A 22532-nucleotide genomic window follows, 5' to 3' on the forward strand; every position below is an offset into this window, starting at 1 on the left:
GTGCCGGTCGCCGTCACAGCTCCCGCTCCCCGCTCGCGACGGCCCCGTCGGCGTCCTCGGCCGGCGGCGGTTCCTCGGTGGGCAGCGACTCGGGGTCGACCACCCCGAACCAGCGCGCGGCCGTGTCGACGTCCTTGTCGCCCCGGCCGGAGAGGTTGACCAGGATCGTGGCCTCCGGACCCAGGGTCCGGCCGAGCCGCACGGCCCCGGCGATCGCGTGGGCCGACTCGATGGCCGGGATGATCCCCTCGGTGCGGCACAGGAGCCGGAAGGCGTCCATGGCCTCGGCGTCGGTGACGGGCTCGTAGCTCGCGCGCCCGGAGTCGGCGAGGAACGCGTGCTCCGGGCCGACGCCCGGGTAGTCGAGGCCCGCCGAGATCGAGTGCGTCTCCAGCGTCTGGCCGTCCTCGTCCTGCAGCAGGTAGGACATCGCGCCGTGCAGGGCGCCCGGCGTGCCGCCGGTGATCGAGGCGGCGTGCCGCCCCGTCGCGACCCCGTCGCCCGCGGCCTCGTAGCCGATGAGGCGGACGTCGGCGTCGTCGAGGAACGGGTGGAAGATCCCGATCGCGTTGGACCCGCCGCCCACGCACGCGACGACGGCGTCGGGCAGGCGCCCGTACGCGGCGAGCACCTGCTCGCGGGCCTCCAGGCCGATGACGCGGTGGAAGTCGCGCACCATCCGCGGGAACGGGTGCGGGCCCGCGGCGGTGCCGAGGATGTAGTGGGTGTGCCCCACGCTCGCGACCCAGTCGCGGTAGGCCTCGTTGAGCGCGTCCTTCAGCGTGCGCGAGCCCGTGGTGACGGGCACGACCTCGGCGCCGAGCAGGCGCATCCGTGCGACGTTGAGCGCCTGGCGCTCGGTGTCGACCTCGCCCATGTAGACCATGCACTCGAGGCCCATGAGCGCCGCCGCGGTCGCGGTGGCCACGCCGTGCTGGCCCGCGCCGGTCTCGGCGATGACCCGGGTCTTGCCCATCCGCTTGGTGAGCAGCGCCTGGCCCAGCACATTGTTGATCTTGTGCGAGCCGGTGTGGTTGAGGTCCTCCCGCTTGAGCAGGATGCGCGCCCCGCCCGCGTGCTCGGAGAGCCGGCGCGCGTCGGTGACCGGCGAGGGACGGCCGGCGTAGTCGCGCTGCAGGCGGTCGAGCTCGGCGAGGAATGCCGGGTCGTGGCGCGCCTTCTCGTACTCCGCGGCCACCTCGTCGACCGCGGCGATGAGTGCCTCGGGCATGTAGCGCCCACCCCAGCGTCCGAAGTGCCCGGTGTCGTCGGGTTCGTGCGTGGTCCCGGCGAGGCCCTGGCTGGCCGTGCTCGCCGTGCTGGCCGACGTCATCGTGGAGCTCTTCCTGCGGGATGTGCGGGGGTCGTCGGCGATGCTACGAGGCCGAGGGCCGGGAATTCAGGGCGACGGGGATTCAGCGCGCCGGCTTCGGGCACGCGGGGTGCGAGCCCGCAGTGACCAGCTGGCGCACCGCCGCCCGCGGGTCCTCCGCCGTGGCCATGGACTCGCCGACGAGCACGGCGTCGGCACCGTGGCCGGCGTAGGTCATGAGGTCGCCGGGGCCGCGCACGCCCGACTCGGCGACACGCAGCACCTCGCCGGGCAGGCCGGGGGCGATCCGGCTGAACACCGAGCGATCGACCTCGAGGGTGTGCAGGTCGCGGGCGTTGATGCCGACGAGCTTGGCGCCGGCACGCAGCGCCATGTCGGCCTCCTCCTCGTTGTGCACCTCGACCAGCGCCGTCATCCCGAGGGAGTGCACGCGGTCGACGAGGGCGTCGAGGGCGTTCTGCTCGAGCACCGAGCACATGAGCAGGACCAGGTCGGCGCCGTGGGCGCGCGCCTCGTGCACCTGGTAGGTGCCGATCACGAAGTCCTTGCGCAGGATCGGGATGTCGACCGCGGCCCGGACGGCGTCGAGGTCGTCCAGCGAGCCGCCGAAGCGCCGCTGCTCGGTGAGCACGCTGATGACCCGCGCTCCACCGTCGACGTAGCGGCCCGCGAGCCAGGCCGGATCGGGGATCTCGGCCATCGGACCCCGCGACGGGCTCGCGCGCTTGATCTCCGCGATGACACCGATGCCGGGGCCCTGCAGCGCGGCGAGGGCGTCGAGAGCCGGCGGTGCGGCCGCTGCGAGGTCCTTGACGGCCGCGAAGGGAACGGCGGCTTCGCGGGCGGCGAGGTCGGCCCGAACCCCGTCGAGGATCTCCTCCAGGACGCTCACGCCGGGTCTGCCCCTTTCCCCCGTCTGAGTTCGCTCCATGTTAACCCGCTGCCCCTTCCGTGCTGCCCACCCCGTCGGGAGGGCCGGAGCCCTGCCTGCGGGCGGTGTCCGGCGCTGGTTCGCCCGAGGGATCGTGGGTCGGTTCCCGGGTCGGGTCCCGGCCGTCGTCGAGCGCCTCCCACAGCGCCCGGTCCGGGTCCGCGGGTGGCACGCGGGGCGCGGCCGGGCCGCCGGGGGCGTCGTAGCGCGCCCCCATGCGCGGCAGGACCGCGGCCCACCGGGCGGCGAGCAGGCCCGCCGCCAGCATGAGCAGCCCGCCGACCACACCGACGATCGGGCCCGCGGGCACCGCCTCGGCGGGCAGGGGCCGGTCGCCGGGGCGCAGGCCCACGGGCAGCGCGGTGGCCGCCGGCGCGACGAGTCCCACCACGCCGCGCAGCACCGCCCAGAGGCCGGCGACGGCGACGAGGGTGCCGACGACCCGCCGGCCCCATCCCGACGTCGCGAGGAGCCCACCGACCGCGGCGAGGCACAGCAGCGCCCACGGCACGAGGATCGGTTCGGCGCGGGCGCCCTCGGCGGTGTTCGTGCGGGGCGCCGGGAGGCCGTCGATCACCTGGCTCACCCACGTGGCGCGCGACGAGCCCCACAGCACGGCGGAGGCGACCACGAGCAGCACCACGACGAGGCCGAGCAGGCGCGCCGGGGCGTGCCCGCCGGCGGGTGGCTGCGGCGCCGCCGCGCTCACGGCGCCGCCGGGAGGCGATCGGCGAGCGGGACCGCGGCGGTGCCGTTCGAGCCCGTGCCCGCCGTGCCCGACGGCGCGGCGAGCGTGCCCGCGGCCGCGACGGCGGCGAGGACCGCGCGCGCCTTGTTGACGCACTCGGTGTCCTCGGCGACCGGGTCGGAGTCCGCCACGATGCCGCCGCCGGACTGCACGTGGGCGACGCCGTCGCGCAGCAGGCCCGTGCGGATGGCGATCGCGGTGTCGGCGTCGCCGGCGAAGTCGAGGTAGCCGACGATGCCGCCGTAGAGCCCGCGCCGGGTGGGCTCGAGCTCCTCGATGATCTCCAGCGCCTTCGGCTTCGGCGCGCCCGAGAGCGTGCCGGCCGGGAAGCACGCGGCCACGGCGTCGAACGCGGTGCGCCCGGCGGCGAGGCGCCCCGTGACCGTGCTGACGAGGTGCATCACGTGGCTGTAGCGCTCGATCTCGAAGAAGCGGCGCACCGTCACCGTGCCCGGCACGCAGACCCGTCCCAGGTCGTTGCGGCCGAGGTCGACGAGCATGAGGTGCTCGGCGCGCTCCTTCTCGTCGGCGAGGAGGTCCTTCGCCAGCAGCGTGTCCTCCTCGGCGTCCGCCCCCCGCCAGCGCGTGCCCGCGATCGGGTGCGTGGTGGCGACACCGTCCCGCACGGTGACCAGCGCCTCCGGGCTCGACCCGACGATCTCGAAGGGCCGGCCGTCGGCGTCCGCGAGCCGCAGCAGGTACATGTACGGGCTGGGATTGGTCATCCGCAGCATCCGGTAGATCTCCATCGCGTCGGCCGACGTCTCGGTCTCGAAGCGCTGGGAGAGCACCACCTGGAACGCGTCGCCGGCGCGGATCCGCTCCTTGGCGACCTCGATCGCGGCGTGGTGCTCCTCGGGCGAGCGGCGCCGCCGCACCGTCGGAGGACCGGCGGGCGCATCCACCGAGGCGACCGTCGACGGCGCGGGCGCCCCGAGCTCGGCGGTCATGCGGTCGAGCCGGGCGAGCGCGTCGTCGTAGGCGGCGTCGGCCCGCTCGGGGCTGTCGTCCCAGTTCACCGCGTTGGCGATGAGCGTGACCGTGCCCTCGTGGTGGTCCAGCGCCGCGACGTCGGTGGCGAGCAGCATGACCATCTCGGGCAGCCGCAGGTCGTCGGTGGCGTGCTCCGGCACGCGCTCGAGCCGACGGACCGCGTCGTAGCCGACGTAGCCGACGAGACCCCCGGTGAGCGGCGGCAGGCCGGGCAGCGGGTCGGTGCGCAGGCGCTGCAGGGTCTCGCGCAGGACGACCAGCGGGTCGTCGGAGTGCGCCTCGTCGTCCGGGCCGCCGGGCAGGCCGACCGGCACCTGCCCGGTCCACACCGCGCGGCCGTCGGCCTCGGTCAGCGTGGCGGCGCTGCGTGCCCCGACGAAGCTCCAGCGCGACCACGACTCGCCGTGCGCCGCGGACTCGAACAGGAACGTGCCGGGTCGCCGGCCGGCGAGCTTGCGGTAGAGCCCGACGGGCGTCTCCCCGTCGGCCAGCAGCCGCCGCGTCACCGGGATGACGCGGTGGTGCGCCGCCAGGGCGTGGAACCCCGCGCGATCGGGTACGACCGCACCGAGCGGGGCGGCGGAGGGGTCGGAGACGGCCACGGCCCCATTCTGGCCCCCGGCCCCGACACCCCTCGGCAACCGGGGTCGCGGTCGCGTGCGCGCGACCCGAGAGCAGCGAACGCGCCGTTCGCTGCTTCTATGCGCCGGAACTCCCCGTTGATCGGCGCGGGCACCGCGGCTCTGTCGAACGAGGGGCACGTTCGGCAGGCGCGCCTGCCCGATGACCATGCGCAACGTGCCCGTCGCGGCGGGTCGGACGGGCAGCTCTCCATCTCGATCTCCCGGGAGTGCCGTCAGCGTGGTCTCACCCGAGAGCACTGGTGACACTCCGGAGAGATCGAGATGGAGAGGTCCACCCCCGGAGGTGGGGCCGGCCCGTCCCCGGTGGAGCGACCGTCACCGACGAGGGGTCGCGGGGGCCTCCGGCCCGGCCACGTCGGCGTCCGGCGCGGGCTCCCCCGCCGGCGCCGTCGGCGTGGCCCGGGTCCGCGCCGCCACCGCCACGGCGCCGAGGACGACGGCGCAGCCGACGAGCTGGAGCACCCCGGGCACCTCGGCGAGGATCAGCGCGCCGAGCAGGACCGCGCCCACGGGCTGCAGCAGGAGGATCGAGGCGCCGGTGGAGGACGCGAGGCGCGGCAGGGCGGACGCGATGAGCACCCAGCCGACGACCTGGCCGACGATCGCCAGCACGACGAGCCACATCAGGGAGCGCGCGTCCGGCGCGAGGTCGATCCCCTGCCAGAACGAGCCGACGGCGAACGACGTCACCGCGGCCCCGACGGTGGCGATCGCGACCGGGGTGAACCGCTGGCCCGGACCGGCGCCGAGGCGCACGAAGAGCAGATAGCCCGCGTAGGCGGCCGCGGCGATCAGCGCGGTCACGGTGCCGCGGACCGGGGCGACGCCGGTCACCGCCTCCGGGTCACCGAGGAGGCCGCCCGCCAGGGCGACACCGACGAGCATCACGGGCACGGCGAGCACGAACGTGCGGCGCACCCGCTCACCGAGGACGAGGAACGCGAGCAGCGGGAGGATCACCACCTGCACGTTGACCAGCACCGTCGACACCCCGGCCCCGACGGCGTGCACGGACTCCGCCCACAGGGTCATGTCGAGTCCGAGCAGCGCGCCGCCGACGAACAGCACGAGCGGACGGTTGCCCGTCGTCGGCGACGACCGCAGGCGGCGCCGCCGCTCGAGCAGGGCCAGCGGCACGAGCAGCGGGAGCGCGAGCGCGCAGCGGAAGAACGTCGCGGTGCCCGGGCTGACGTCGGCGAGCGCGATGAAGATCGGCGAGAACGCGATGCACAGGCTGCCGGCGACGGCGACCAGACGCGGGTCGACGCGGGGCACGACCGAGGGACCGGCCGGGGCGGGGCCGACGAGGGATCGCGTCACGCCCTCGATGGTCGGTCCGATGACCGTTGAGGACCAGCGAGGTTTCCTGCCTCGAACTCGTTAGAGTCGCTACCGTGTTCGCCCTCGACCGGCTCCGGGCCCTCGACGCTCTCGCGACGCACCGGTCGGTGGCCGGCGCGGCGGCCGCCCTGCACCTCACGCCGTCGGCGGTGTCGCAGCAGCTGGCGAAGCTCGACCGCGAGGCGGGCGCGGTGCTCACCGAGCCGGCGGGGCGGGGCCTGCGCCTCACGCCCGCGGGCCGGATGCTCGCCGAGCACGCCGCGGACATCCTCGCCCGCGTCGCCACCGCCCGGCTCGACCTCGACCGGCTGCGCGACGAGGTCGTGGGCGAGCTGCGCATCGGCGCGATCCCGACGTCGGTGCACGCCCTCGCCCCGGCCGCGCTCGCCCGCCTCCGGGCGACCTACCCGGACCTGCGGGTCGCCCTCGCCGACGGGGAGGCCGAGGAGACCGTGCCGGCCGTGCTGGCCGGTGACCTCGATCTGGCGATCGTGGAGAACTGGGACGGCTCGCCCGCCCCCGTCCCGGCCGGCACCTCGCGCGCCCGCCTCTGCGACGACGTCATCGACCTCCTCCTGCCGGCCGGCCACCGTCTGGCCGGTCCGGGACCGGTCGACCTCGCCGAGGTCGACGACCTCGACTGGGTGGCCGACGGCGTCCACACCCGGGCGGGCGCGTGGCTGCTCCAGACGCTGCGCCGGGCGGGACTCCAGCCCCGGGTGACGTGCCAGGTCTGCGGGTTCGGGATGCACGTCGAGCTGGTCGCGGGCATCGGGGTCGCGGGGCTGGTCCCGCGCCTCGCGCGTCCCCCGCTACCGGCGGGCGTCGTCGCGGCGACGACGACGCCGCCGCTGCGCCGGAGCATCGACGCCGTGTGGCGCACCGACCGCGGGACGGCGGCGGTGCGGGCCGCGGTCGCGACGTTCACCGACGTCGCCGCCGAGCGCGACGCGGCCCAGGAGGGGCCGGCTCAGGCCTCGGGGCCGAGCAGCTGGTCGGCGTCGAAGCAGGTGTGATCGCCGGTGTGGCACGCGGCGCCGGACTGGTCGACCAGCACCAGGACGGTGTCGCCGTCGCAGTCGAGGCGCACCTCGACGACCTTCTGCACGTGGCCCGACGTCGCACCCTTGATCCACAGCTCGCCGCGCGAGCGCGACCAGTAGGTGCCCTCGCGGGTCGCGAGCGTGCGCGCCAGGGCCTCGTCGCTCATCCACGCGACCATGAGGACCTCGCGGGTGTCGTGCTGCTGGGCCACCGCGCAGACGAGGCCGTCGGGGGAGCGCTTGAGCCGGGCGGCGACGGCGGGGTCGAGCGTCCACGTCTCGCTCACCGGACCTCCACCCCCTCCTCGCGCAGGGAGTCCTTGACCTCACCGATCCGCATGATCCCGAAGTGGAACACGCTCGCCGCGAGCACCGCGTCCGCCCCCGCCGCCACGGCCGGCCCGAAGTGCTCGACGGCGCCCGCTCCCCCGCTGGCGATCACCGGCACGTCGACGAGCGAGCGCACCTTGCTGATCATCTCGAGGTCGAAGCCGGCCTTCGTGCCGTCGGCGTCCATGGAGTTCAGGAGGATCTCGCCGACGCCGAGCTCCTGGCCGCGCTGCGCCCACTCCAGGGCGTCGATGCCGGTGCCGCGGCGACCGCCGTGCGTGGTGACCTCGAAGCCCGACGGCGTCGGCTGCCCGTCCGCGGGCACGCGCCGGGCGTCGACCGACAGGACGACGCACTGCGAGCCGTAGCGGCGGCTGGCCTCGCCCAGGAACTCCGGGCGGGAGATCGCGGCGGTGTTGATGCCGACCTTGTCGGCGCCGGCGCGCAGGAGCTTGTCGATGTCCTCGTTCGTCCGCACGCCGCCGCCGACGGTGAGCGGGATGAAGACCTGCTCGGCGGTGCGCCGCACGACGTCGTAGGTGGTCTCGCGCTCGCCCGAGGAGGCGCTCACGTCGAGGAAGGTGAGCTCGTCGGCGCCCTCGGCGTCGTAGAGCCGGGCCATCTCGACGGGGTCGCCCGCGTCGCGCAGGTCGACGAAGTTGACGCCCTTGACCACCCTGCCCGCGTCGACGTCCAGGCAGGGGATCACGCGGACGGCGACACCCATACCGCCCAGCCTAACCGCGTCCCCCGTGAGTGATCTTCCCGGCCATAGCCGGGAACTCCACTCACGTACGGGTCGTCGCCAGCGCCTCCGCCAGGGTGAAGTTGCCGGCGTAGAGGGCCTTGCCGACGATCGCGCCCTCGACGCCCTGGTCCGCGAGGCCGTTGAGGATCCGCAGGTCGTCGAGGGACGAGACCCCGCCGGAGGCCACCACCGGGCGGTCGGTGCGCGCGCACACCGCCTCGAGCAGCTCGGTGTTCGGCCCGGTGAGCGTCCCGTCGCGGCCCACGTCGGTGACGACGTAGCGCGCGCAGCCCTCGGCGTCGAGGCGGGCGAGCACGCTCCAGAGGTCGCCGCCGTCGGACACCCAGCCGCGCGCCGCCAGCCGGTGGCGCCCCTCGGAGATCTTGACGTCGAGCCCCACGGCCACCCGGTCGCCGAACTCCGCGATCGCCGACGCGCACCAGGCGGGGTCCTCGAGCGCCGCGGTCCCGATGTTGACCCGCCGGCAGCCGGTGTCGAGCGCCCGGCGCAGCGAGGCGTCGTCCCGGATGCCGCCGGACAACTCGACCTTGATGTCGATCTTCTCGACCACCGAGGCGAGCAGCTCCGCGTTGGACCCGCGCCCGAAGGCGGCGTCGAGGTCGACGAGGTGCAGCCACTCCGCCCCGTCGGCGGCCCAGGCCCGCGCCGCGTCGAGGGGGTCGCCGTAGCCGGTCTCGGTGCCGGCGACGCCCTGGACGAGGCGGACGGCCTGTCCGTCGACGACGTCCACGGCGGGCAGCAGGTCGATGGTCACGGCGCGCGATCGTAGCCAGCGGCCGTCAGGAGCCGAGCAGAGCCGCCTTCCGGCGCTCCAGCAGCTCCCGTTCGGCCACGGTGCGGACGAGATCGAGGGCGCGCTCGATCTCGGCGACGGCCTCGTCGACGCGGCCCAGCGTCGTGAGCATGTCGGCGCGCACCGCCGGCAGCAGGTGGTAGCCGGCGAGCGTCGGCTCCCTGGTCAGGGGCTCGAGCACCGCGAGCCCGGCCTCCGGGCCCTCGGCACGGGCGACGGCCACGGCCCGATTGAGCTCGATCACCGGGGACGGGGTGAGCGCCGCGAGCTCGGCGTAGAGGGCCGCGATCGCCGCCCAGTCGGTGTCGTCGGTGGACCGGGCGCGGGCGTGGCACGCGGCGATCGCCGCCTGCAGCACGTAGCGCCCGCGCCGCCCGTCCGCCTCGGCGCGGGCCAGCGCGGCCAGACCACGCCCGAGCAGCACGCGGTCCCAGCGCGCGCGGTCCTGGTCGCCCAGCAGCACCGGCTCCCCCGACGGCCCGACGCGCGCCCGCAGGCGCGAGGCCTGCAATTCCATGAGCGCCACGAGCCCGTGCACCTCGGGCTCCTCGGGGGCCAGGGCGGCGAGGACGCGCCCGAGGCGCATCGCCTCGACGCACAGGGACGGGCGCGTCCAGTCCACGCCGGTCGTCGCGGCGTAGCCCTCGTTGAACACGAGGTAGATCACCTCGAGCACCGCGCCCAGCCGGGCGGCGAGCTCGTCGCCGACGGGCACGGCCAGGGCGTCGGGCCCCACGCCGGCCAGCCGCTTCTTCGCCCGCGAGATCCGCTGACCGATCGTCGGCGACGGGACGAGGAACGCGTGGGCGATCTCGTCGGTGGTCAGGCCGCCGAACAGCCGCAGCGTGAGCGCGACCCGGGACTCGCGGGCGACCGCCGGGTGGCAGGTGGCGAAGAGCAGGGCGAGGACGTCGTCGCCCACCGCCGCCGCCCCGTCCCCGACCGCCGCGTCCGCGGCCGGGGCGACGCCCGGCTCGTCCAGGAGCTCGGTCTTGCGCGCCAGGTTCTGCTCGCGCCGGATCACGTCGATCGCGCGGCGCCGGGCGGTCGCGGCGAGCCACGCACCGGGGTTGTCGGGGACCCCGTCGCGCGGCCACTGCTCCATGGCCGCGACGAGCGCATCGTGGGCGAGCTCCTCGGCGAGGCCGACGTCGCGCACGACCCGCGCGACGCCGGCCACGATCCGGGCGGACTCCATCCGCCACACCGTTTCGAGGAGGGCGAAGGGATCGGTGTGGGAGGGGTCCGTGGCGGTCGTCGTCATCAGCTCCCGTGCTGCTGCGCCTGCCGCGCCCGCAGCTCCTCCTCGGCGTCGAGCACCTCCTGCGGCGCGAGGCCCTCGAAGTCCTCGGCCTCGGACACGCGCCGCACCTCGAGGCGCTCCCCGTCCCGGAACGGCGCGCGCTTGGCCCAGGACAGCGCCTCCTCGAGCGAGTCGACCTTGAGGATCCAGAACCCGCCGACCAGCTCCTTGGCCTCGGTGAACGGGCCGTCGCTGACGGTCGGCTCCTCGCCGTCGAACGTGACCGCGGCACCCTGCGAGCTGGGGGCGAGGCCCTCGCCGGCGAGCAGCACGCCGGCGTCGACCATCGCGGTGTTGAACCGGCCCATCTCCTCGAACATCGCGGGGTCCGGCGGGGTGTCCTTCTGGGCGTTCTCGTCGTACTTGAGCAGCAGCATGAAGCGCATCGGGATCTCCTGGACTCGTCGGGGTGTCGGTGGGGTCAGGCCTGCTGGCGCTCGGCGATCCGCTGCCGCAGGGTGGTCTCGGCGTCGAGCACCTCGGCGGGCGCGACACCCTCGAGCTCGGCCATCTCCGGGATGCGGCGGACCTGGAGCGTCACGCCGGGGCCGATCGGGCAGCGCCGCGCCCACTGCACGGCCTCTTCGCGGGAGGCGACCTCGAGCATCCAGAACCCCGCGACCACTTCCTTGGCCTCGGTGAACGGGCCGTCGGTGACGCTCGGGCCCTCGCCGTCGTGGGTCACGAGGAACCCCTCGGAGCTGGGCGCCAGGCCCTCGGCGGCCAGCAGGACGCCGGCCTCGACGAGGTCGTGGTTGAACCGGCCCATCGCCTCGAAGACCTCGTCGGCCGGTGGGGCGTCGGCCTCGCCGATCCTCATCGACTCGGGGGCCTCCATGATCAGCATGTAGCGCATCGGTCGCTCCTCGTGGCTCGTCGACGGGGCACTCTGCCCCGCCGCTCACCCACGCGTCGAACGGCTCCGGGGGTCTTCGACACGGTCTCGGGAAAATCGTCGGGAAATCACCGGCGGAGTGCGCCGAGCCAGTTGGTCAGCAGCTCCGCGCCCGCGTCGCCCGACTTCTCGGGGTGGAACTGGGTGGCCGACAGCGGCCCGTTCTCCACGGCGGCCACGAAGTCCTCACCGTGGTGCGCCCACGTGACCCGCGCCGGCCGGAAGTGCTCGGGCGCCTCCTGCTCCCAGCGGCGCACCCCGAAGGAGTGGACGAAGTAGAAGCGCGTGGCCGGGTCCATGCCGGCGAACAGCACGCTGTCCTCCGGCGCCGACACCGTGTTCCACCCCATGTGGGGCAGCACGTCGGCCTGGAGCTTCTCGACGGTCCCGGGCCACTGCCCCGCGCCCCGGGCCTCCTCGCCGAACTCGACCCCACGCTCGAAGAGCACCTGCATGCCCACGCAGATGCCGAGCACGGGTCGTCCGCCCGCGAGGCGCTGCTCGATGAGGCGCTCGCCGGACACCGAGCGCAGGCCTGCCGCGCACGCCGCGAAGGCGCCCACGCCGGGCACGACGAGCCCGTCGGCGGCGAGGGCCGCGCGGTGGTCGGCGGTGACCTCGACGTCGGCGCCGACCCGCTGCAGGGCCCGCTCGGCCGACCGCAGGTTGCCCGAGCCGTAGTCGAGCACGACGACGCGCGGGGACCGGGTGCGGGCGGGGTTCTCCGTGGTCGACGGGGACGAGGTGGTCACGACCTCCAGGCTACCGAGGCACCTGGAGCACGAGCAGGCGTCCCGGGCCGTCCGGGTCGGGTCCGTCGGCGCCCGCGACGGGGCTCGCGTACCCCTGCTCGGCGAGCCCGGCGACCTGGGCGTCGTACCCGGCGTCGTTCCAGGTGTCCTCGGGGATCGCGGCCACCACGTACCCGCCGGCGACGACGGCCCGCGCGAAGCCCGTGAGGGCGCCCGGTCCGAGGTGGCCCGGGACGAGGGCGCCGACGCAGGTGACGACCCCGAACTTGGCGCGGGCGCCCGGCACGCCGCGACGCAGGTCGGCGGGGCCCAGGTCGTGGTAGACCCGCCGCCGCCGGGCCTGGCGGATCATGCCCCGGGACAGGTCGAGGCCGTCGACCGAGCCGAACCCCCGGGCGGCGAGGGCGACGCCGACCAGCCCCGTCCCGCACCCGGCGTCGAGGACGTCGGCGCGCGGGTCGACGAGCTCGGCGACCCGGGCGGCGACGCGCTCGGGCCCGGCGTGCCCGAGGAGAGCCGCGACCTCCTCGCCGTCGTAGGTCGGCGCCCACTCGTCGTAGAGGCGACGGACCTCCTCGACCTCGCCCGCCGCGAGGAGGGCCGCGAGCCGGTCCTCGACGTCGGTGGCCACCTCAGGCGCCGGGCACGAGACGCAGCACCGCGGCACCGAGCGCCAGCACGGCGAGCACGGCGCACACGACCGCGCCGAACCTGTTGCGCGACCAGAAGCTGACCACGCCGCCGATGAGGAACCCGGCGAGCGCCAGCAGCCCGACGATCAGGAGGTCACCGGAGTTCACGACTCCAGGACGCCCTTGGTCGACGCGGGGCCCTCGAGACGCGGGTCGGGCTCGGTCGCGGCGCGCAGGGCGCGGGCGAGCGCCTTGTACTCGGCCTCGGTGATGTGGTGGGGGTCGCGACCGCCGGTGACCCGCACGTGCAGGGCGATGCCGGCGTGGAAGGCGATCGACTCGAAGACGTGGCGGTTGAGCACCGTGGGGTAGTTGCCGCCGACGACGAACCCGGCCATGGAGTCGGGCTCGCCGGTGTGCACGCAGTAGGGCCGGCCCGAGACGTCGACGACGGCCTGCGCGAGCGCCTCGTCCATCGGGATCCAGGCGTCGCCGAAGCGCCGGATGCCGGACTTGTCGCCGAGTGCCTGCTTGAGCGCCTGCCCGAGCACGATCGACACGTCCTCGACGGTGTGGTGGGCGTCGATGTCGACGTCCCCGGTCGCCCGGACCACCAGGTCGAGCGCGCCGTGCTTGCCCAGCGCGTCGAGCATGTGGTCGAAGAAGGGCACGCCGGTGGCGACCTCCGTGCGCCCCGTGCCGTCGAGATCGATCTCGACGAGCACGCTCGACTCCTTGGTCACCCGCTCCACGCGTCCCGTTCGCCCCACGTGTCCAGGCTACGCACCCGGGCCAGGAGCACGCTGCCACCCCGAACGGCCGATCGTGGTGGTCCGCGTCGTCACCTAACGTTGACGCGGTCGTGTGGGTCGGGGGAACGGATCACACGGGCGAGGAGGGCCGCGGCGCGCGGTCGCTCCGTGTGAGGGGGACGACGTGGATCTGACGACCGGGCTGATCGTGGCCGCCGTCGTGACCGTCGTCGTCTACGTCGGTTCGCTGTACCGCTGGCCGCGCAAGCGGTGCCGACGCTGCTACGTCTCGACCGGCCGTGACTTCGCCCCGCGTCTGCTGGGTCGGCTGGTCTATCGGCGGTGCCGGAAGTGCAACGGCAAAGGATGGCACACGCGCTTCGGACGGCGGCTCCTCGGCGGGCGACTCGACGACGACGACATGGCCTACCAGGGACCGTAAAGCGCTACCGGCGCACGACCCGCGCGTGGACGTTCCCGCTCTCCCCCGGGACCAGCGCCTCGACCCGGTACCCCGCGGGCAGGGCGTCGAGCCCCTCGAAGAGCCGCTCCCCCGCGCCCGCGAGGATCGGGACGATCACGAGGTGCATCTCGTCGACGAGCCCGTCGGCGAGGAACGCCCGCACGGTGGACGCGCCGCCGCCGAGGCGGACGTCCACACCGCCGGCGGCCTCGGTGGCCTGCGCGAGGACCTCGGCCGGGGTCGCCTCGACGAAGTGGAAGGTCGTCCCGCCGTCCATCGGCAGCGAGGGCCGCGGGTGGTGGGTCAGCACGAAGACGTCGTGGCCGTAGGGCGGGGTCTCGCCCCACCAGCCGCGCCAGCCCTCGTCCGGCCACTCCCCACGGATCGGGCCGAACATGTTCCGCCCCATGATCGTCGCCCCGATGTTCTCGCTGCCGGCCAGGAACTCGGCGTGGTCGACACCGGTGCCCTCGCCGCGGAACGACGCGGACATCCACTCGTGGAGCCCGTCGACGCCGTCGCCGAACGGGGCGTCCGCCCGCTGGTCCGTGCCCGCGGCGAAGCCGTCGAGCGTGAGCGTGAGCGCGTGGACACGCAGGCGGGCCATGGCGTCCTCCTGGACTCGGCAGTGGTTGCAGTTCACAATCGGTGAAGAGAAGGTAATGACTTCCGGTGGTAAGTTGCAACCAGTCTTCCGGGAGGTCGGATGCGACAGGACGGGCGATCGGGCTGCCCGATCAACAGGGCGGTCGAGGCGCTCGGCGACTCGTGGACGCTGCTGGTGCTGCGCGACATCGTCTTCGGCGGGCGCCGCCACTTCCGCGAGCTGCTCTCGAACTCCGAGGAGGGCATCGCCTCGAACATCCTGGCCGACCGGCTCCAGCGTCTCGTCGCCGACGGCATGCTCACCCGCGACGACCCGGGCCGCGGCCGGCGCGCCACCTACAGCCTCACCGAGTCCTCGATCGCGCTCGTGCCGGTGTTCGCCGCCCTGGGCTCCTGGGGTCGCCGCCACCGCGAGACCACCGAGGAGCTCGCCGTGCGCGCCGAGCTGCTCGAGGAGGGCGGCCCGGCGATGTGGGAGGACTTCATGGCCGAGCTGCGCGTGACCCACCTGGGCGCGCCGGACCCGCCCCACCCCCGCGAGCCGGTCCTCGCCCGCCTGCGCGCCGCGCGCGACGCGGCCCGGGAGCGCGCGGCCGGCTGAGTGCGCGGCACGAGAGGCACGCTGCGCATGATCGACGGGCCCGGGCGCCTGCCGAACGTGCCCCTCGACGGAACCTCTCCCGTTCGATCTCTCGACAGTGCCGCCGGTGCACGAGCGCTGCGTGCACTTCCGAGAGATCGTTGTGGAGAGCCCCGGATCACCCGCGCAGGACGTCTGCGCTGACCTCGAGGAACCGGTCGTTCTCCTCCGGCGTGCCCACCGTGACCCGCAGCATCCCCGGGATGCCGACGTCGCGGACGAGGACGCCGGCGTCGAGGTAGGCCTGCCAGGCGGCGTGGGCATCGCCGTGCCGGGACGGGAACCCGCCGTAGAGCAGGAAGTTCGCGGTGCTCGGCACGACCCTCGCGCCGAGGTCGGTGAGCGCCGCGGCGATCCGGTCGCGCTCGCGGGACAGGGTGGCGACGAGGGCCAGGGTGTCGTCGGCGTGCTCCAGCGCCGCCAGCGCCGCGGCCTGGGTGAGGGCCGAGAGGTGGTAGGGCAGCCGGACGAGCATCAGCGCCTCGATCACCGCAGGCGCGGCCGCGAGGTAGCCGAGCCGGCCGCCGGCGAAGGCGAACGCCTTGGACATCGTGCGGCTGACCACCAGCTTGTGGCCCAGGGGCTCGAGCAGCTCGACGGCCGAGGGACCGGACGAGAACTCGACGTACGCCTCGTCGACCACGACGAGCCCGGGGGCGGCCTCGGCGATGGCCCGCAGCTCGTCGAGCTCGACCGACTGGCCCGTCGGGTTGTTCGGCGTGGTCACGAACAGCACGTCGGGCTGCTTCTCGGCGATCACGCCGACCGCCTGGTCCGCGTCGAGCGAGAAGTCGTCGCGCCGGGGCGCGGGCACCCACTCGGTGCGCGTGCCGGCGGCGAGGATCGGGTGCATCGAGTACGACGGCTCGAAGCCCAGGGCCGTGCGCCCCGGGCCCCCGAAGGCCTGCAGGAGCTGCTGGAGCACCTCGTTGGAGCCGTTGGCCGCCCAGAGGTTCTCGGTGGTGAGCCGGACGCCCGTGGCGCGCGTGAGGTAGGCGGCCAGCGCCGCGCGCAGGGCCGTGTGGTCGCGGTCGGGGTAGCGGTTCAGGGTCGCCGCGGCCTCGCGGGTGGCGACGGCCACGCTCTCCACCAGGGCCGGCGGCGGCGGGAACGGGTTCTCGTTGGTGTTGAGGGCGACCGGGACCTCGAGCTGCGGCGCGCCGTAGGGGCTGCGCCCGCGCAGGTCGTCGCGCAGCGGCAGGGCGTCGAGGGTCACCCCGGCGCCGATCACGTCGGACATCTCAGCGGTCCTTCCGACGCCCGAAGCGCGCCGTGACGGCCTGGCCGTGCGCGGGCAGGTCCTCGGCGTCGGCGAGGGCCACGACGCGGTCGGCGACCTCGGCCAGCGCGTCGGCCGAGTAGTCGACGACGTGGATGCCGCGCAGGAACGTCTGCACCGACAGGCCGCTGGAGTGCCGCGCGCAGCCGCCGGTGGGCAGCACGTGGTTGGAGCCCGCGCAGTAGTCGCCGAGCGAGACGGGGCTGTGCGGTCCGACGAACACCGCGCCGGCGTTGCGCACCCGGGCGGCCACGTCGCGGGCGTCCGCGGTCTGGATCTCCAGGTGCTCGGCGGCGTAGGCGTCCACCACCCGGAGCCCGTCCTCGACGTCGCCGACCAGGATCGTGCCGGACTGGGGACCACCGAGGGCCGTGGTGATCCGCTCGGTGTGCTTGGTGGTGGCCACCTGGGCGTCGAGCTCGGCGTCGACGGCGTCGGCGAGCGCGGGCGACGTCGTCACCAGCACCGACGCGGCGGCGGGGTCGTGCTCGGCCTGGCTGATGAGGTCGGCGGCGACGTGCACGGGGTCGGCGGTGTCGTCGGCGAGGATCGCGATCTCGGTGGTGCCGGCCTCGGAGTCGATGCCGATGCGCCCGCGCAGCACCCGCTTCGCCGCGGTGACGTAGATGTTGCCCGGCCCGGTCACCATGTCGACCGGCTCGAGCGCCGACCCGTCGGTGTCCGTGCCGCCGTAGGCGAGCAGCGCGACGGCCTGCGCGCCGCCCACGGCCCACACCTCGTCCACGCCGAGCAGCGCGGCCGCGGCGAGGATCAGGGGGTGCGGGCGCCCGCCGAACTCGGCCTGCGGGGGCGAGCACACGACGAGGCCCTCGACGCCCGCGGTCTGGGCCGGCACCACGTTCATCACGACGCTCGACGGGTAGACCGCGAGCCCGCCGGGGGCGTAGAGCCCGACGCGGGACACCGGTACCCAGCGCTCGGTGACCGTGCCGCCGGGCACCACCTGCGTCGTCGTGTCGACCCGGCGCTGGTCGGTGTGGACCGTGCGCGCCCGCTCGATCGAGGTCTCGAGGGCGGCGCGGACCTCGGGGTCGGTGGCGTCGAGCGCCTCGCGCAGGGCGGCGTGGGGCACGCGGACCGACTCCGGGCGCACCCGGTCGAACTGCTCGGCGTACTCGAGGGCCGCCTCCGCGCCGCGGTCGCGCACCGCGTCGATCACCGGGCGGACCCGCTCGACGACGGCGTCGACGTCGACCGCCGCCCGCGGGAGCAGCGCCCGCAGCTCGGTGGGGGCGGGGACGGAGGCACGCAGGTCGATCCGGGACAGCACGGCTCCAGGGTAGACACGCTGCTCAGGTCCGAGCGCGGCTCCCGGGACGGCCGAACACGAACCAGCGCATCGCGGCGTACATGAACACCGCCTCGCACGCCCCGGCCGCGAGCCGCGCGAGCTGGTACGGGGCGCCGGCGGCCACCAGCCCGTGGGTCACGCCGAGCACGATCACCGCGTAGTTCGCGGCGACGACCGCCACGTAGCGCCCGATCTGGGTGCCGACGGGACGCTCCGGCTCGAAGTTCAGCCACCGGTTGAGCACGAAGCTCAGCGCGAACGCCGTGCCGTAGGCGACGGTGACCCCCGCCCACAGCGGGAGGCCGAGGCCGTCGACCAGCAGGGACAGCAGCAGCAGGTCGACGGCGAAGGTGAACCCGTTGACGACGGCGAACCCGAGCATGCTCGGCGCGACGACCGTCCGCAGGCGCCGCGGCAGGACGGCGACGACGGCCGCGCAGGCGCCGCGGAAGCGCGTCCGGGCGTCCGACTCCGTCACCCGGCCATCCCACCGGGCGGCCGGTCCCGTCCATGGAGGACCGGCGGACGGGGGCGTGACCGTCAGGTGAACAGCGTCTCCGGAGGACCTAGGCGCCGTTGCGCGTCACCGAGAACGACGAGGTCCGCAGGCCGGTGCCCCCGGTCCAGGGCTCGGAGCCTGCCTGGACGCTGGTCATCAGTGCCCCGATCAGCCAGCGATTCGCGTACCGCAGTCGTACCAGGCCCTCGGCCACCGTCGTCCCCCGCAGAAGTCGTCGGCCGCTCAACTGCGGGCGCCACGAAAGGATGTGATCCGGACGGGTGTGTTGTGGCCGGGGCGACGGGCCACACTGTGCGGCGTGAGTGCGAAAGCCGAGATCGGCGTCAGCGGACTGGCCACCATGGGGCGCAACCTCGCCCGCAACCTCGCCCGTCACGGGCACGCCGTGGCTCTGCACAACCGGACCTATCAGAAGACCAGGGACCTGGTCGACCAGTTCTCCGACGAGGGCACCTTCGTCGCCGCCGAGTCGGCGCAGGAGTTCGTCGACTCCCTCGAGCGCCCGCGCCGGATCGTGCTGATGGTGCCCGCGGGCGCCGCCACCGACGCGGTCATCGACGAGTTCACCCCGCTGCTCGAGCAGGGCGACGTCATCATCGACGCCGGCAACGCCCACTTCCTCGACACCCGGCGTCGCGAGAAGGCGCTCTCCGAGAAGGGGCTGAACTTCGTCGGCATGGGTGTCTCGGGCGGCGAGGAGGGCGCCCTCAACGGGCCGTCGATCATGCCGGGCGGGCCCAAGGAGGCCTACGACGCGCTGGGCCCGCTGCTCGAGGACATCGCGGCGAAGGTCGACGGCGAGCCCTGCTGCACCCACATCGGGGCCGACGGCGCGGGCCACTTCGTGAAGATGGTCCACAACGGCATCGAGTACGCCGACATGCAGCTCATCGCGGAGGCCTACGACCTCCTGCGCAAGGGGCTGGGCCTCGACCCCGCGGCGATCGCCGAGACGTTCCGGTCGTGGAACTCCGGGCGCCTCGACTCCTACCTCATGGAGATCACCTCCGAGGTGCTCTCGCACGTCGACGCCGACACCGGCAAGCCCTTCGTCGACGTCGTCGCCGACGAGGCCGAGCAGAAGGGCACCGGCCGCTGGACCGTCCAGGGCGCCCTGGAGCTCGGCGTCCCCGTCACGGGCATCGCCGAGGCCGTGTTCGCGCGCTCGCTCTCGGGCGCCCGCACCCTGCGCGACGCCGCCCGCGACCTGCCCGGCACGTCCGGGGCGGTGCTCGAGGGCGCGGCGGCCGAGGGCTTCGCCGACGACATCGAGCAGGCGCTCTACGCGTCGAAGATCGTGGCCTACGCCCAGGGCTTCAACCAGATCCAGGCCGGCGCCGCCGAGTACGACTGGTCGATCGACCTGGGCGCGGTCGCGTCGATCTGGCGCGGCGGCTGCATCATCCGGGCCCGCTTCCTGGACGAGATCACGGCCGCCTACCGGCGCGATCCGGCGCTGCCCACCCTGCTCACCGACACCTCGTTCCGCGAGGCGCTGGCCGGCGCGCAGGACTCCTGGCGGCGCGTGGTGGCCGTCGCGGCACAGCTCGGTATCCCGGCGCCCGGGTTCTCGACGGCGCTGTCCTACTACGACGCGCTGCGGGCCGAGCGGCTGCCCGCGGCCCTCGTCCAGGGCCAGCGGGACTTCTTCGGCGCCCACACCTACCGGCGCACCGACCGCGAGGGCACGTTCCACACCCTCTGGGCCGAGGACGGACGCCCGCAGGAGCAGCGCTGACCCTCGCCGACCTGCTCCCCGAGGCTCAGGCCTCGGGACGCTCGAACAGCTCGGTCGGCGCGTTCATCGCCTTCACCTTCCGACGGTGGCGTCGGTAGCGCTTGAACAGCATGAACGCGACCAGGGCGACGAGCAGGACCAGCACGACGACCTGGAACACACCGGAGTACCGCTCGACGAGGTACCACCGCGTGCCCAGGGCGTAGCCACCGTAGACGAACACGGTGTTCCAGATGAGGCTCCCGAGGAGCGTCAGGACGCCGAATTCCCACCACGGCATGTGCCGGGCGCCCGCCGGGAGCGACACGAGGCTCCGGATGCCCGGCACCATCCGACCCAGGAACACCGCCCACCGGCCGTGCCGGTCGAACCAGCCCTCGGCGCGGCGCACGTCCTCGAGGTGCACCATGGGGATCTTCGAGAGCGCCTGGCGCACCCGGTGCTCCGGGGCGAGCATGCCGATGAGGTAGAGCGCGATCGCACCGACCACGGAGCCGCCGGTGGTCCAGGCGATCGCCGCGTACACCGAGAACTCACCGCGCCCCGCGGCGAACCCCGCCAGCGGCAGGATGACCTCGCTGGGGATCGGCGGGAAGACGTTCTCCAGGGCGACGATGATCCCGGCGCCGGGCGCTCCGAAGGAGGCCATCAGCTCCTGCGCCCACCCGGCGAGTCCTCCCCCACCGGGTGCGGGTGCTGCTGCGTGCATGATCGTCCAACGTCCGCCCACGAGCGTGGGGTTCCCGGTCAGGCTGTGATCAGGCCAGCCCCTGCTTCGAGCGGTTGCGGGCCTTGTGGCGCTCGTTCGAGTCCAGGATGACCTTTCGGATGCGCACCGCGCCGGGCGTGACCTCGACGCACTCGTCCTCGGAACAGAACTCCAGGGCCTGCTCGAGGGACAGGATGCGCGGCGGGGTGAGGCGCTCGAGGACGTCCTGCGAGGACTGACGCATGTTGGTCAGCTTCTTCTCGCGGACGATGTTGACCTCCATGTCCTCGGACCGGGAGTTCTCGCCGATGACCATGCCGGCGTACACCGTGGTGGTCGGGCCGACGAAGAGGTCGCCGCGGTCGGCGAGCAGGCCGACGGCGTGGCCGGTGACCGCACCCGGGCGGTCGGCGATCAGCGAGCCGGAGATGCGCGCGCGCAGCTCGCCGACCCAGGGGCCGTAGCCGTCGAAGAGCTGGTTCGCGATGCCCGTGCCGCGGGTCTCGGTGAGGAACTCGGTGCGGAAGCCGATGAGGCCCCGCGACGGCACGCGGAACTCCATGCGGACGTTCTGCGACGACGCGGAGTGCTGCATCTCGAGCAGCTCGCCCTTGCGGGCCGCGAGCAGCTGGGTGACCGCGCCGAGGTGCTCGTCGGGCACGTCGACCGAGAGGCGCTCGAACGGCTCGTGGACCTTGCCGTCGACCTCCTTGGTGACGACCTCGGGCTTGCCGACGGTGAGCTCGAAGCCCTCGCGGCGCATCTGCTCGACGAGGATGGCCAGGGCCAGCTCGCCGCGGCCCTGCACCTCCCAGGTGTCGGGGCGCTCGGTGGGCAGCACGCGCATCGACACGTTGCCGACGAGCTCGGAGTCGAGCCGGTTCTTCACCAGGCGCGCGGTGAGCTTCGAGCCCGGCTTGTCACCTGCCCCCCCACCCCGCCCGGCCATCGGCGAGGTGTTGGTCCCGATGGTCATCGCGATCGCCGGCTCGTCGACGGTGATGCGCGGCAGGGGGTGCGGGTCGTCCGGGTCGGCGAGGGTGTCGCCGATGGTGACCTCGGAGATCCCGGCCACCGCGACGATGTCGCCGGCGTCGGCGTACTCGGCCGAGACCCGCTCGAGGCCCTCGGTGCGCAGCAGCTCGGTGACCTTGACGCGGGTGACGGTGCCGTTCTCGCGGCACCAGCCGACCTGCTGGCCGCGGCGGATGCGCCCGGAGCGCACGCGGCAGAGCGCGATGCGGCCGAGGTAGGCCGAGGCGTCGAGGTTGGTGACGTGGGCCTGCAGGACACCGTTCGGGTCGTCGGCCGGGGCCGGCACCTCGGTCATCAGCGTGTCGAACAGCGGCTGGAGGTCCGGGGAGTCCGGGACCTCGCCGTCGACGGGCCGCTGGATGGAGGCCTTGCCGGCGCGGGCGCTGGCGTAGATCACCGGCAGGTCCAGCAGGTGCGCGACGACGTCGTCGTCGAGGTCGAGGTCGGTGGCCAGCTCGAGCAGGAGCTCGAGGGACTCGTCGACGACCTCGGCGCAGCGCGCGTCGGCGCGGTCGGTCTTGTTGACGACCAGGATCACCGGCAGGTGCGCCGAGAGCGCCTTGCGCAGCACGAAGCGGGTCTGGGGCAGCGGGCCCTCGCTGGCGTCGACGAGGAGCACCACGCCGTCGACCATCGACAGGCCGCGCTCGACCTCGCCACCGAAGTCGGCGTGGCCGGGGGTGTCGATGACGTTGATCGTCACGCCGTCCCGGTGGATCGCCGTGTTCTTCGCGAGGATCGTGATGCCCTTCTCGCGCTCGAGGTCGCCCGAGTCCATGACCCGGTCGACCAGCTCGGCGCGCGCGGCGAACGCCCCGGACTGACGCAGCATGGCGTCCACCAGGGTCGTCTTGCCGTGGTCGACGTGCGCGACGATCGCGACGTTGCGCAGGTCGGCGCGTCCCGAAGTGGACTCGGAACGCTCGGGGGCGGTGACGGACACGCGAGGGACTCCAGCCGGAGAAGACAGT

General features: G+C 74.2%; 25 protein-coding genes. 4 read left to right on the forward strand and 21 right to left on the reverse strand.

The window, feature by feature from the left end; all coding sequences use genetic code 11:
• Window positions 1–13: 13 nt before the first annotated feature.
• From trpB to PH191_RS13080, 5 genes are all read right to left on the reverse strand, one after another.
• Window positions 14–1333: a tryptophan synthase subunit beta gene (gene trpB / locus PH191_RS13060; RefSeq protein ID WP_274195026.1), complete on the reverse strand. Its 1320-nt coding sequence runs from the start codon at window positions 1331–1333 to the stop codon at window positions 14–16.
• Between the two features lie 82 nt (window positions 1334–1415).
• Window positions 1416–2225, reverse strand: coding sequence for an indole-3-glycerol phosphate synthase TrpC (gene trpC / locus PH191_RS13065; RefSeq protein WP_274195027.1), 810 nt, complete (start codon window positions 2223–2225; stop codon window positions 1416–1418).
• 40 nt (window positions 2226–2265) lie between these two features.
• Window positions 2266–2973, reverse strand: coding sequence for a Trp biosynthesis-associated membrane protein (locus PH191_RS13070; RefSeq protein ID WP_274195028.1), 708 nt, complete (start codon window positions 2971–2973; stop codon window positions 2266–2268).
• Window positions 2970–4607: an anthranilate synthase component I gene (locus tag PH191_RS13075; protein ID WP_274195029.1), complete on the reverse strand. Its 1638-nt coding sequence runs from the start codon at window positions 4605–4607 to the stop codon at window positions 2970–2972. The genes PH191_RS13070 and PH191_RS13075 overlap by 4 nt, the downstream gene beginning before the upstream one ends.
• Before the next feature lie 357 nt (window positions 4608–4964).
• Complete coding sequence (locus PH191_RS13080) at window positions 4965–5969, reverse strand: DMT family transporter (RefSeq protein WP_274195030.1); 1005 nt, start codon at window positions 5967–5969, stop codon at window positions 4965–4967.
• A 74-nt stretch (window positions 5970–6043) separates the two neighbouring features.
• Here PH191_RS13080 and PH191_RS13085 point away from each other — a divergent pair, with 74 nt between their 5' ends.
• Window positions 6044–7006 (forward strand): LysR family transcriptional regulator, encoded by a 963-nt coding sequence (locus PH191_RS13085; RefSeq protein WP_274195031.1) that lies wholly within the window; start codon window positions 6044–6046, stop codon window positions 7004–7006.
• Here the strand turns inward: PH191_RS13085 and hisI are convergent.
• The 10 genes from hisI to hisB form a co-directional block, all read right to left on the reverse strand.
• Complete coding sequence (gene hisI / locus PH191_RS13090; RefSeq protein WP_274195032.1) at window positions 6961–7320, reverse strand: phosphoribosyl-AMP cyclohydrolase; 360 nt, start codon at window positions 7318–7320, stop codon at window positions 6961–6963. The two genes, PH191_RS13085 and hisI, sit on opposite strands and share 46 nt — an antisense overlap.
• Window positions 7317–8090 (reverse strand): imidazole glycerol phosphate synthase subunit HisF, encoded by a 774-nt coding sequence (hisF, locus tag PH191_RS13095; RefSeq protein ID WP_274195033.1) that lies wholly within the window; start codon window positions 8088–8090, stop codon window positions 7317–7319. Before hisF ends, hisI begins: the two co-directional genes overlap by 4 nt.
• Window positions 8091–8151: 61 nt before the next feature.
• Window positions 8152–8886 carry a bifunctional 1-(5-phosphoribosyl)-5-((5-phosphoribosylamino)methylideneamino)imidazole-4-carboxamide isomerase/phosphoribosylanthranilate isomerase PriA gene (gene priA, locus PH191_RS13100; protein WP_274195034.1) on the reverse strand — a complete coding sequence of 245 codons (735 nt, stop codon included), beginning with the start codon at window positions 8884–8886 and terminating at the stop codon, window positions 8152–8154.
• Between the two features lie 25 nt (window positions 8887–8911).
• On the reverse strand, window positions 8912–10189 hold the full coding sequence (locus PH191_RS13105) for an RNA polymerase sigma factor (protein WP_274195035.1): 1278 nt from the start codon (window positions 10187–10189) through the stop codon (window positions 8912–8914).
• Window positions 10189–10614, reverse strand: a complete 426-nt coding sequence (locus tag PH191_RS13110) for a YciI family protein (protein ID WP_274195036.1) — start codon at window positions 10612–10614, stop codon at window positions 10189–10191. The genes PH191_RS13105 and PH191_RS13110 overlap by 1 nt, the downstream gene beginning before the upstream one ends.
• Window positions 10615–10649: 35 nt before the next feature.
• Entirely contained in the window at window positions 10650–11084 is a 435-nt protein-coding gene (locus tag PH191_RS13115; protein WP_274195037.1) for a YciI family protein, read from the reverse strand.
• 107 nt (window positions 11085–11191) lie between these two features.
• On the reverse strand, window positions 11192–11875 hold the full coding sequence (hisH, locus tag PH191_RS13120; RefSeq protein WP_274195038.1) for an imidazole glycerol phosphate synthase subunit HisH: 684 nt from the start codon (window positions 11873–11875) through the stop codon (window positions 11192–11194).
• 10 nt (window positions 11876–11885) lie between these two features.
• Window positions 11886–12506: a class I SAM-dependent DNA methyltransferase gene (locus PH191_RS13125; protein WP_274195039.1), complete on the reverse strand. Its 621-nt coding sequence runs from the start codon at window positions 12504–12506 to the stop codon at window positions 11886–11888.
• A gap of 1 nt (window position 12507) precedes the next feature.
• Window positions 12508–12675, reverse strand: coding sequence for a hypothetical protein (locus PH191_RS13130; RefSeq protein ID WP_274195040.1), 168 nt, complete (start codon window positions 12673–12675; stop codon window positions 12508–12510).
• On the reverse strand, window positions 12672–13277 hold the full coding sequence (gene hisB / locus PH191_RS13135; RefSeq protein WP_274195041.1) for an imidazoleglycerol-phosphate dehydratase HisB: 606 nt from the start codon (window positions 13275–13277) through the stop codon (window positions 12672–12674). Before hisB ends, PH191_RS13130 begins: the two co-directional genes overlap by 4 nt.
• A 166-nt stretch (window positions 13278–13443) precedes the next feature.
• Between hisB and PH191_RS13140 the strand changes: the two genes are divergently transcribed.
• On the forward strand, window positions 13444–13701 hold the full coding sequence (locus PH191_RS13140) for a hypothetical protein (RefSeq protein ID WP_274195042.1): 258 nt from the start codon (window positions 13444–13446) through the stop codon (window positions 13699–13701).
• Window positions 13702–13705: 4 nt separating this feature from the next.
• On the opposite strand, the gene PH191_RS13145 is transcribed toward PH191_RS13140, so the two are convergent.
• A complete protein-coding gene (locus tag PH191_RS13145; RefSeq protein WP_274195043.1) occupies window positions 13706–14329 on the reverse strand; it encodes a dihydrofolate reductase family protein in 624 nt (207 codons plus the stop codon).
• Window positions 14330–14428: 99 nt separating this feature from the next.
• Between PH191_RS13145 and PH191_RS13150 the strand changes: the two genes are divergently transcribed.
• Window positions 14429–14929, forward strand: a complete 501-nt coding sequence (locus PH191_RS13150; RefSeq protein ID WP_274195044.1) for a winged helix-turn-helix transcriptional regulator — start codon at window positions 14429–14431, stop codon at window positions 14927–14929.
• A 157-nt stretch (window positions 14930–15086) separates the two neighbouring features.
• Here PH191_RS13150 and PH191_RS13155 read toward each other — a convergent pair whose 3' ends face one another.
• The 3 genes from PH191_RS13155 to PH191_RS13165 are packed head-to-tail and all read right to left on the reverse strand — an operon-like array spanning window position 15087 to window position 18037.
• On the reverse strand, window positions 15087–16208 hold the full coding sequence (locus PH191_RS13155; protein ID WP_274195045.1) for a histidinol-phosphate transaminase: 1122 nt from the start codon (window positions 16206–16208) through the stop codon (window positions 15087–15089).
• 1 nt (window position 16209) lies between these two features.
• The gene (gene hisD / locus PH191_RS13160) at window positions 16210–17538 is read right to left on the reverse strand and encodes a histidinol dehydrogenase (protein WP_274195046.1); all 1329 of its coding nucleotides are present in this window, start codon (window positions 17536–17538) and stop codon (window positions 16210–16212) included.
• A 22-nt stretch (window positions 17539–17560) separates the two neighbouring features.
• Entirely contained in the window at window positions 17561–18037 is a 477-nt protein-coding gene (locus PH191_RS13165; protein WP_274195047.1) for a GtrA family protein, read from the reverse strand.
• A 340-nt stretch (window positions 18038–18377) separates the two neighbouring features.
• On the opposite strand from PH191_RS13165, the gene gndA reads away from it, so the two are divergent.
• Window positions 18378–19817, forward strand: a complete 1440-nt coding sequence (gene gndA, locus PH191_RS13170; RefSeq protein WP_274195048.1) for an NADP-dependent phosphogluconate dehydrogenase — start codon at window positions 18378–18380, stop codon at window positions 19815–19817.
• 25 nt (window positions 19818–19842) lie between these two features.
• Here the strand turns inward: gndA and PH191_RS13175 are convergent, their stop codons facing one another.
• The gene (locus PH191_RS13175) at window positions 19843–20466 is read right to left on the reverse strand and encodes a DedA family protein (protein ID WP_274195049.1); all 624 of its coding nucleotides are present in this window, start codon (window positions 20464–20466) and stop codon (window positions 19843–19845) included.
• A 109-nt stretch (window positions 20467–20575) separates the two neighbouring features.
• The gene (gene typA, locus PH191_RS13180) at window positions 20576–22504 is read right to left on the reverse strand and encodes a translational GTPase TypA (protein WP_274195050.1); all 1929 of its coding nucleotides are present in this window, start codon (window positions 22502–22504) and stop codon (window positions 20576–20578) included.
• Window positions 22505–22532: the final 28 nt, after the last annotated feature.

The sequence above is a fragment of the Actinomycetospora callitridis genome (assembly GCF_028737265.1).
In the GTDB taxonomy this organism is placed as follows: domain Bacteria; phylum Actinomycetota; class Actinomycetes; order Mycobacteriales; family Pseudonocardiaceae; genus Actinomycetospora; species Actinomycetospora callitridis.

Bases quoted from the DNA above. Each gene is read 5' to 3' on its own strand.
- PH191_RS13150 (WP_274195044.1), top strand. From the start codon at position 14,429: ATGCGACAGGACGGGCGATCGGGCTGCCCGATCAACAGGGCGGTCGAG.
- PH191_RS13115 (WP_274195037.1), bottom strand. From the start codon at position 11,084: ATGCGCTACATGCTGATCATGGAGGCCCCCGAGTCGATGAGGATCGGC.
- PH191_RS13105 (WP_274195035.1), bottom strand. From the start codon at position 10,189: ATGACGACGACCGCCACGGACCCCTCCCACACCGATCCCTTCGCCCTC.
- PH191_RS13110 (WP_274195036.1), bottom strand. From the start codon at position 10,614: ATGCGCTTCATGCTGCTGCTCAAGTACGACGAGAACGCCCAGAAGGAC.
- PH191_RS13175 (WP_274195049.1), bottom strand. From the start codon at position 20,466: ATGGCCTCCTTCGGAGCGCCCGGCGCCGGGATCATCGTCGCCCTGGAG.
- hisF (WP_274195033.1), bottom strand. From the start codon at position 8,090: ATGGGTGTCGCCGTCCGCGTGATCCCCTGCCTGGACGTCGACGCGGGC.
- PH191_RS13155 (WP_274195045.1), bottom strand. From the start codon at position 16,208: ATGTCCGACGTGATCGGCGCCGGGGTGACCCTCGACGCCCTGCCGCTG.
- trpB (WP_274195026.1), bottom strand. From the start codon at position 1,333: ATGACGTCGGCCAGCACGGCGAGCACGGCCAGCCAGGGCCTCGCCGGG.
- PH191_RS13145 (WP_274195043.1), bottom strand. From the start codon at position 14,329: ATGGCCCGCCTGCGTGTCCACGCGCTCACGCTCACGCTCGACGGCTTC.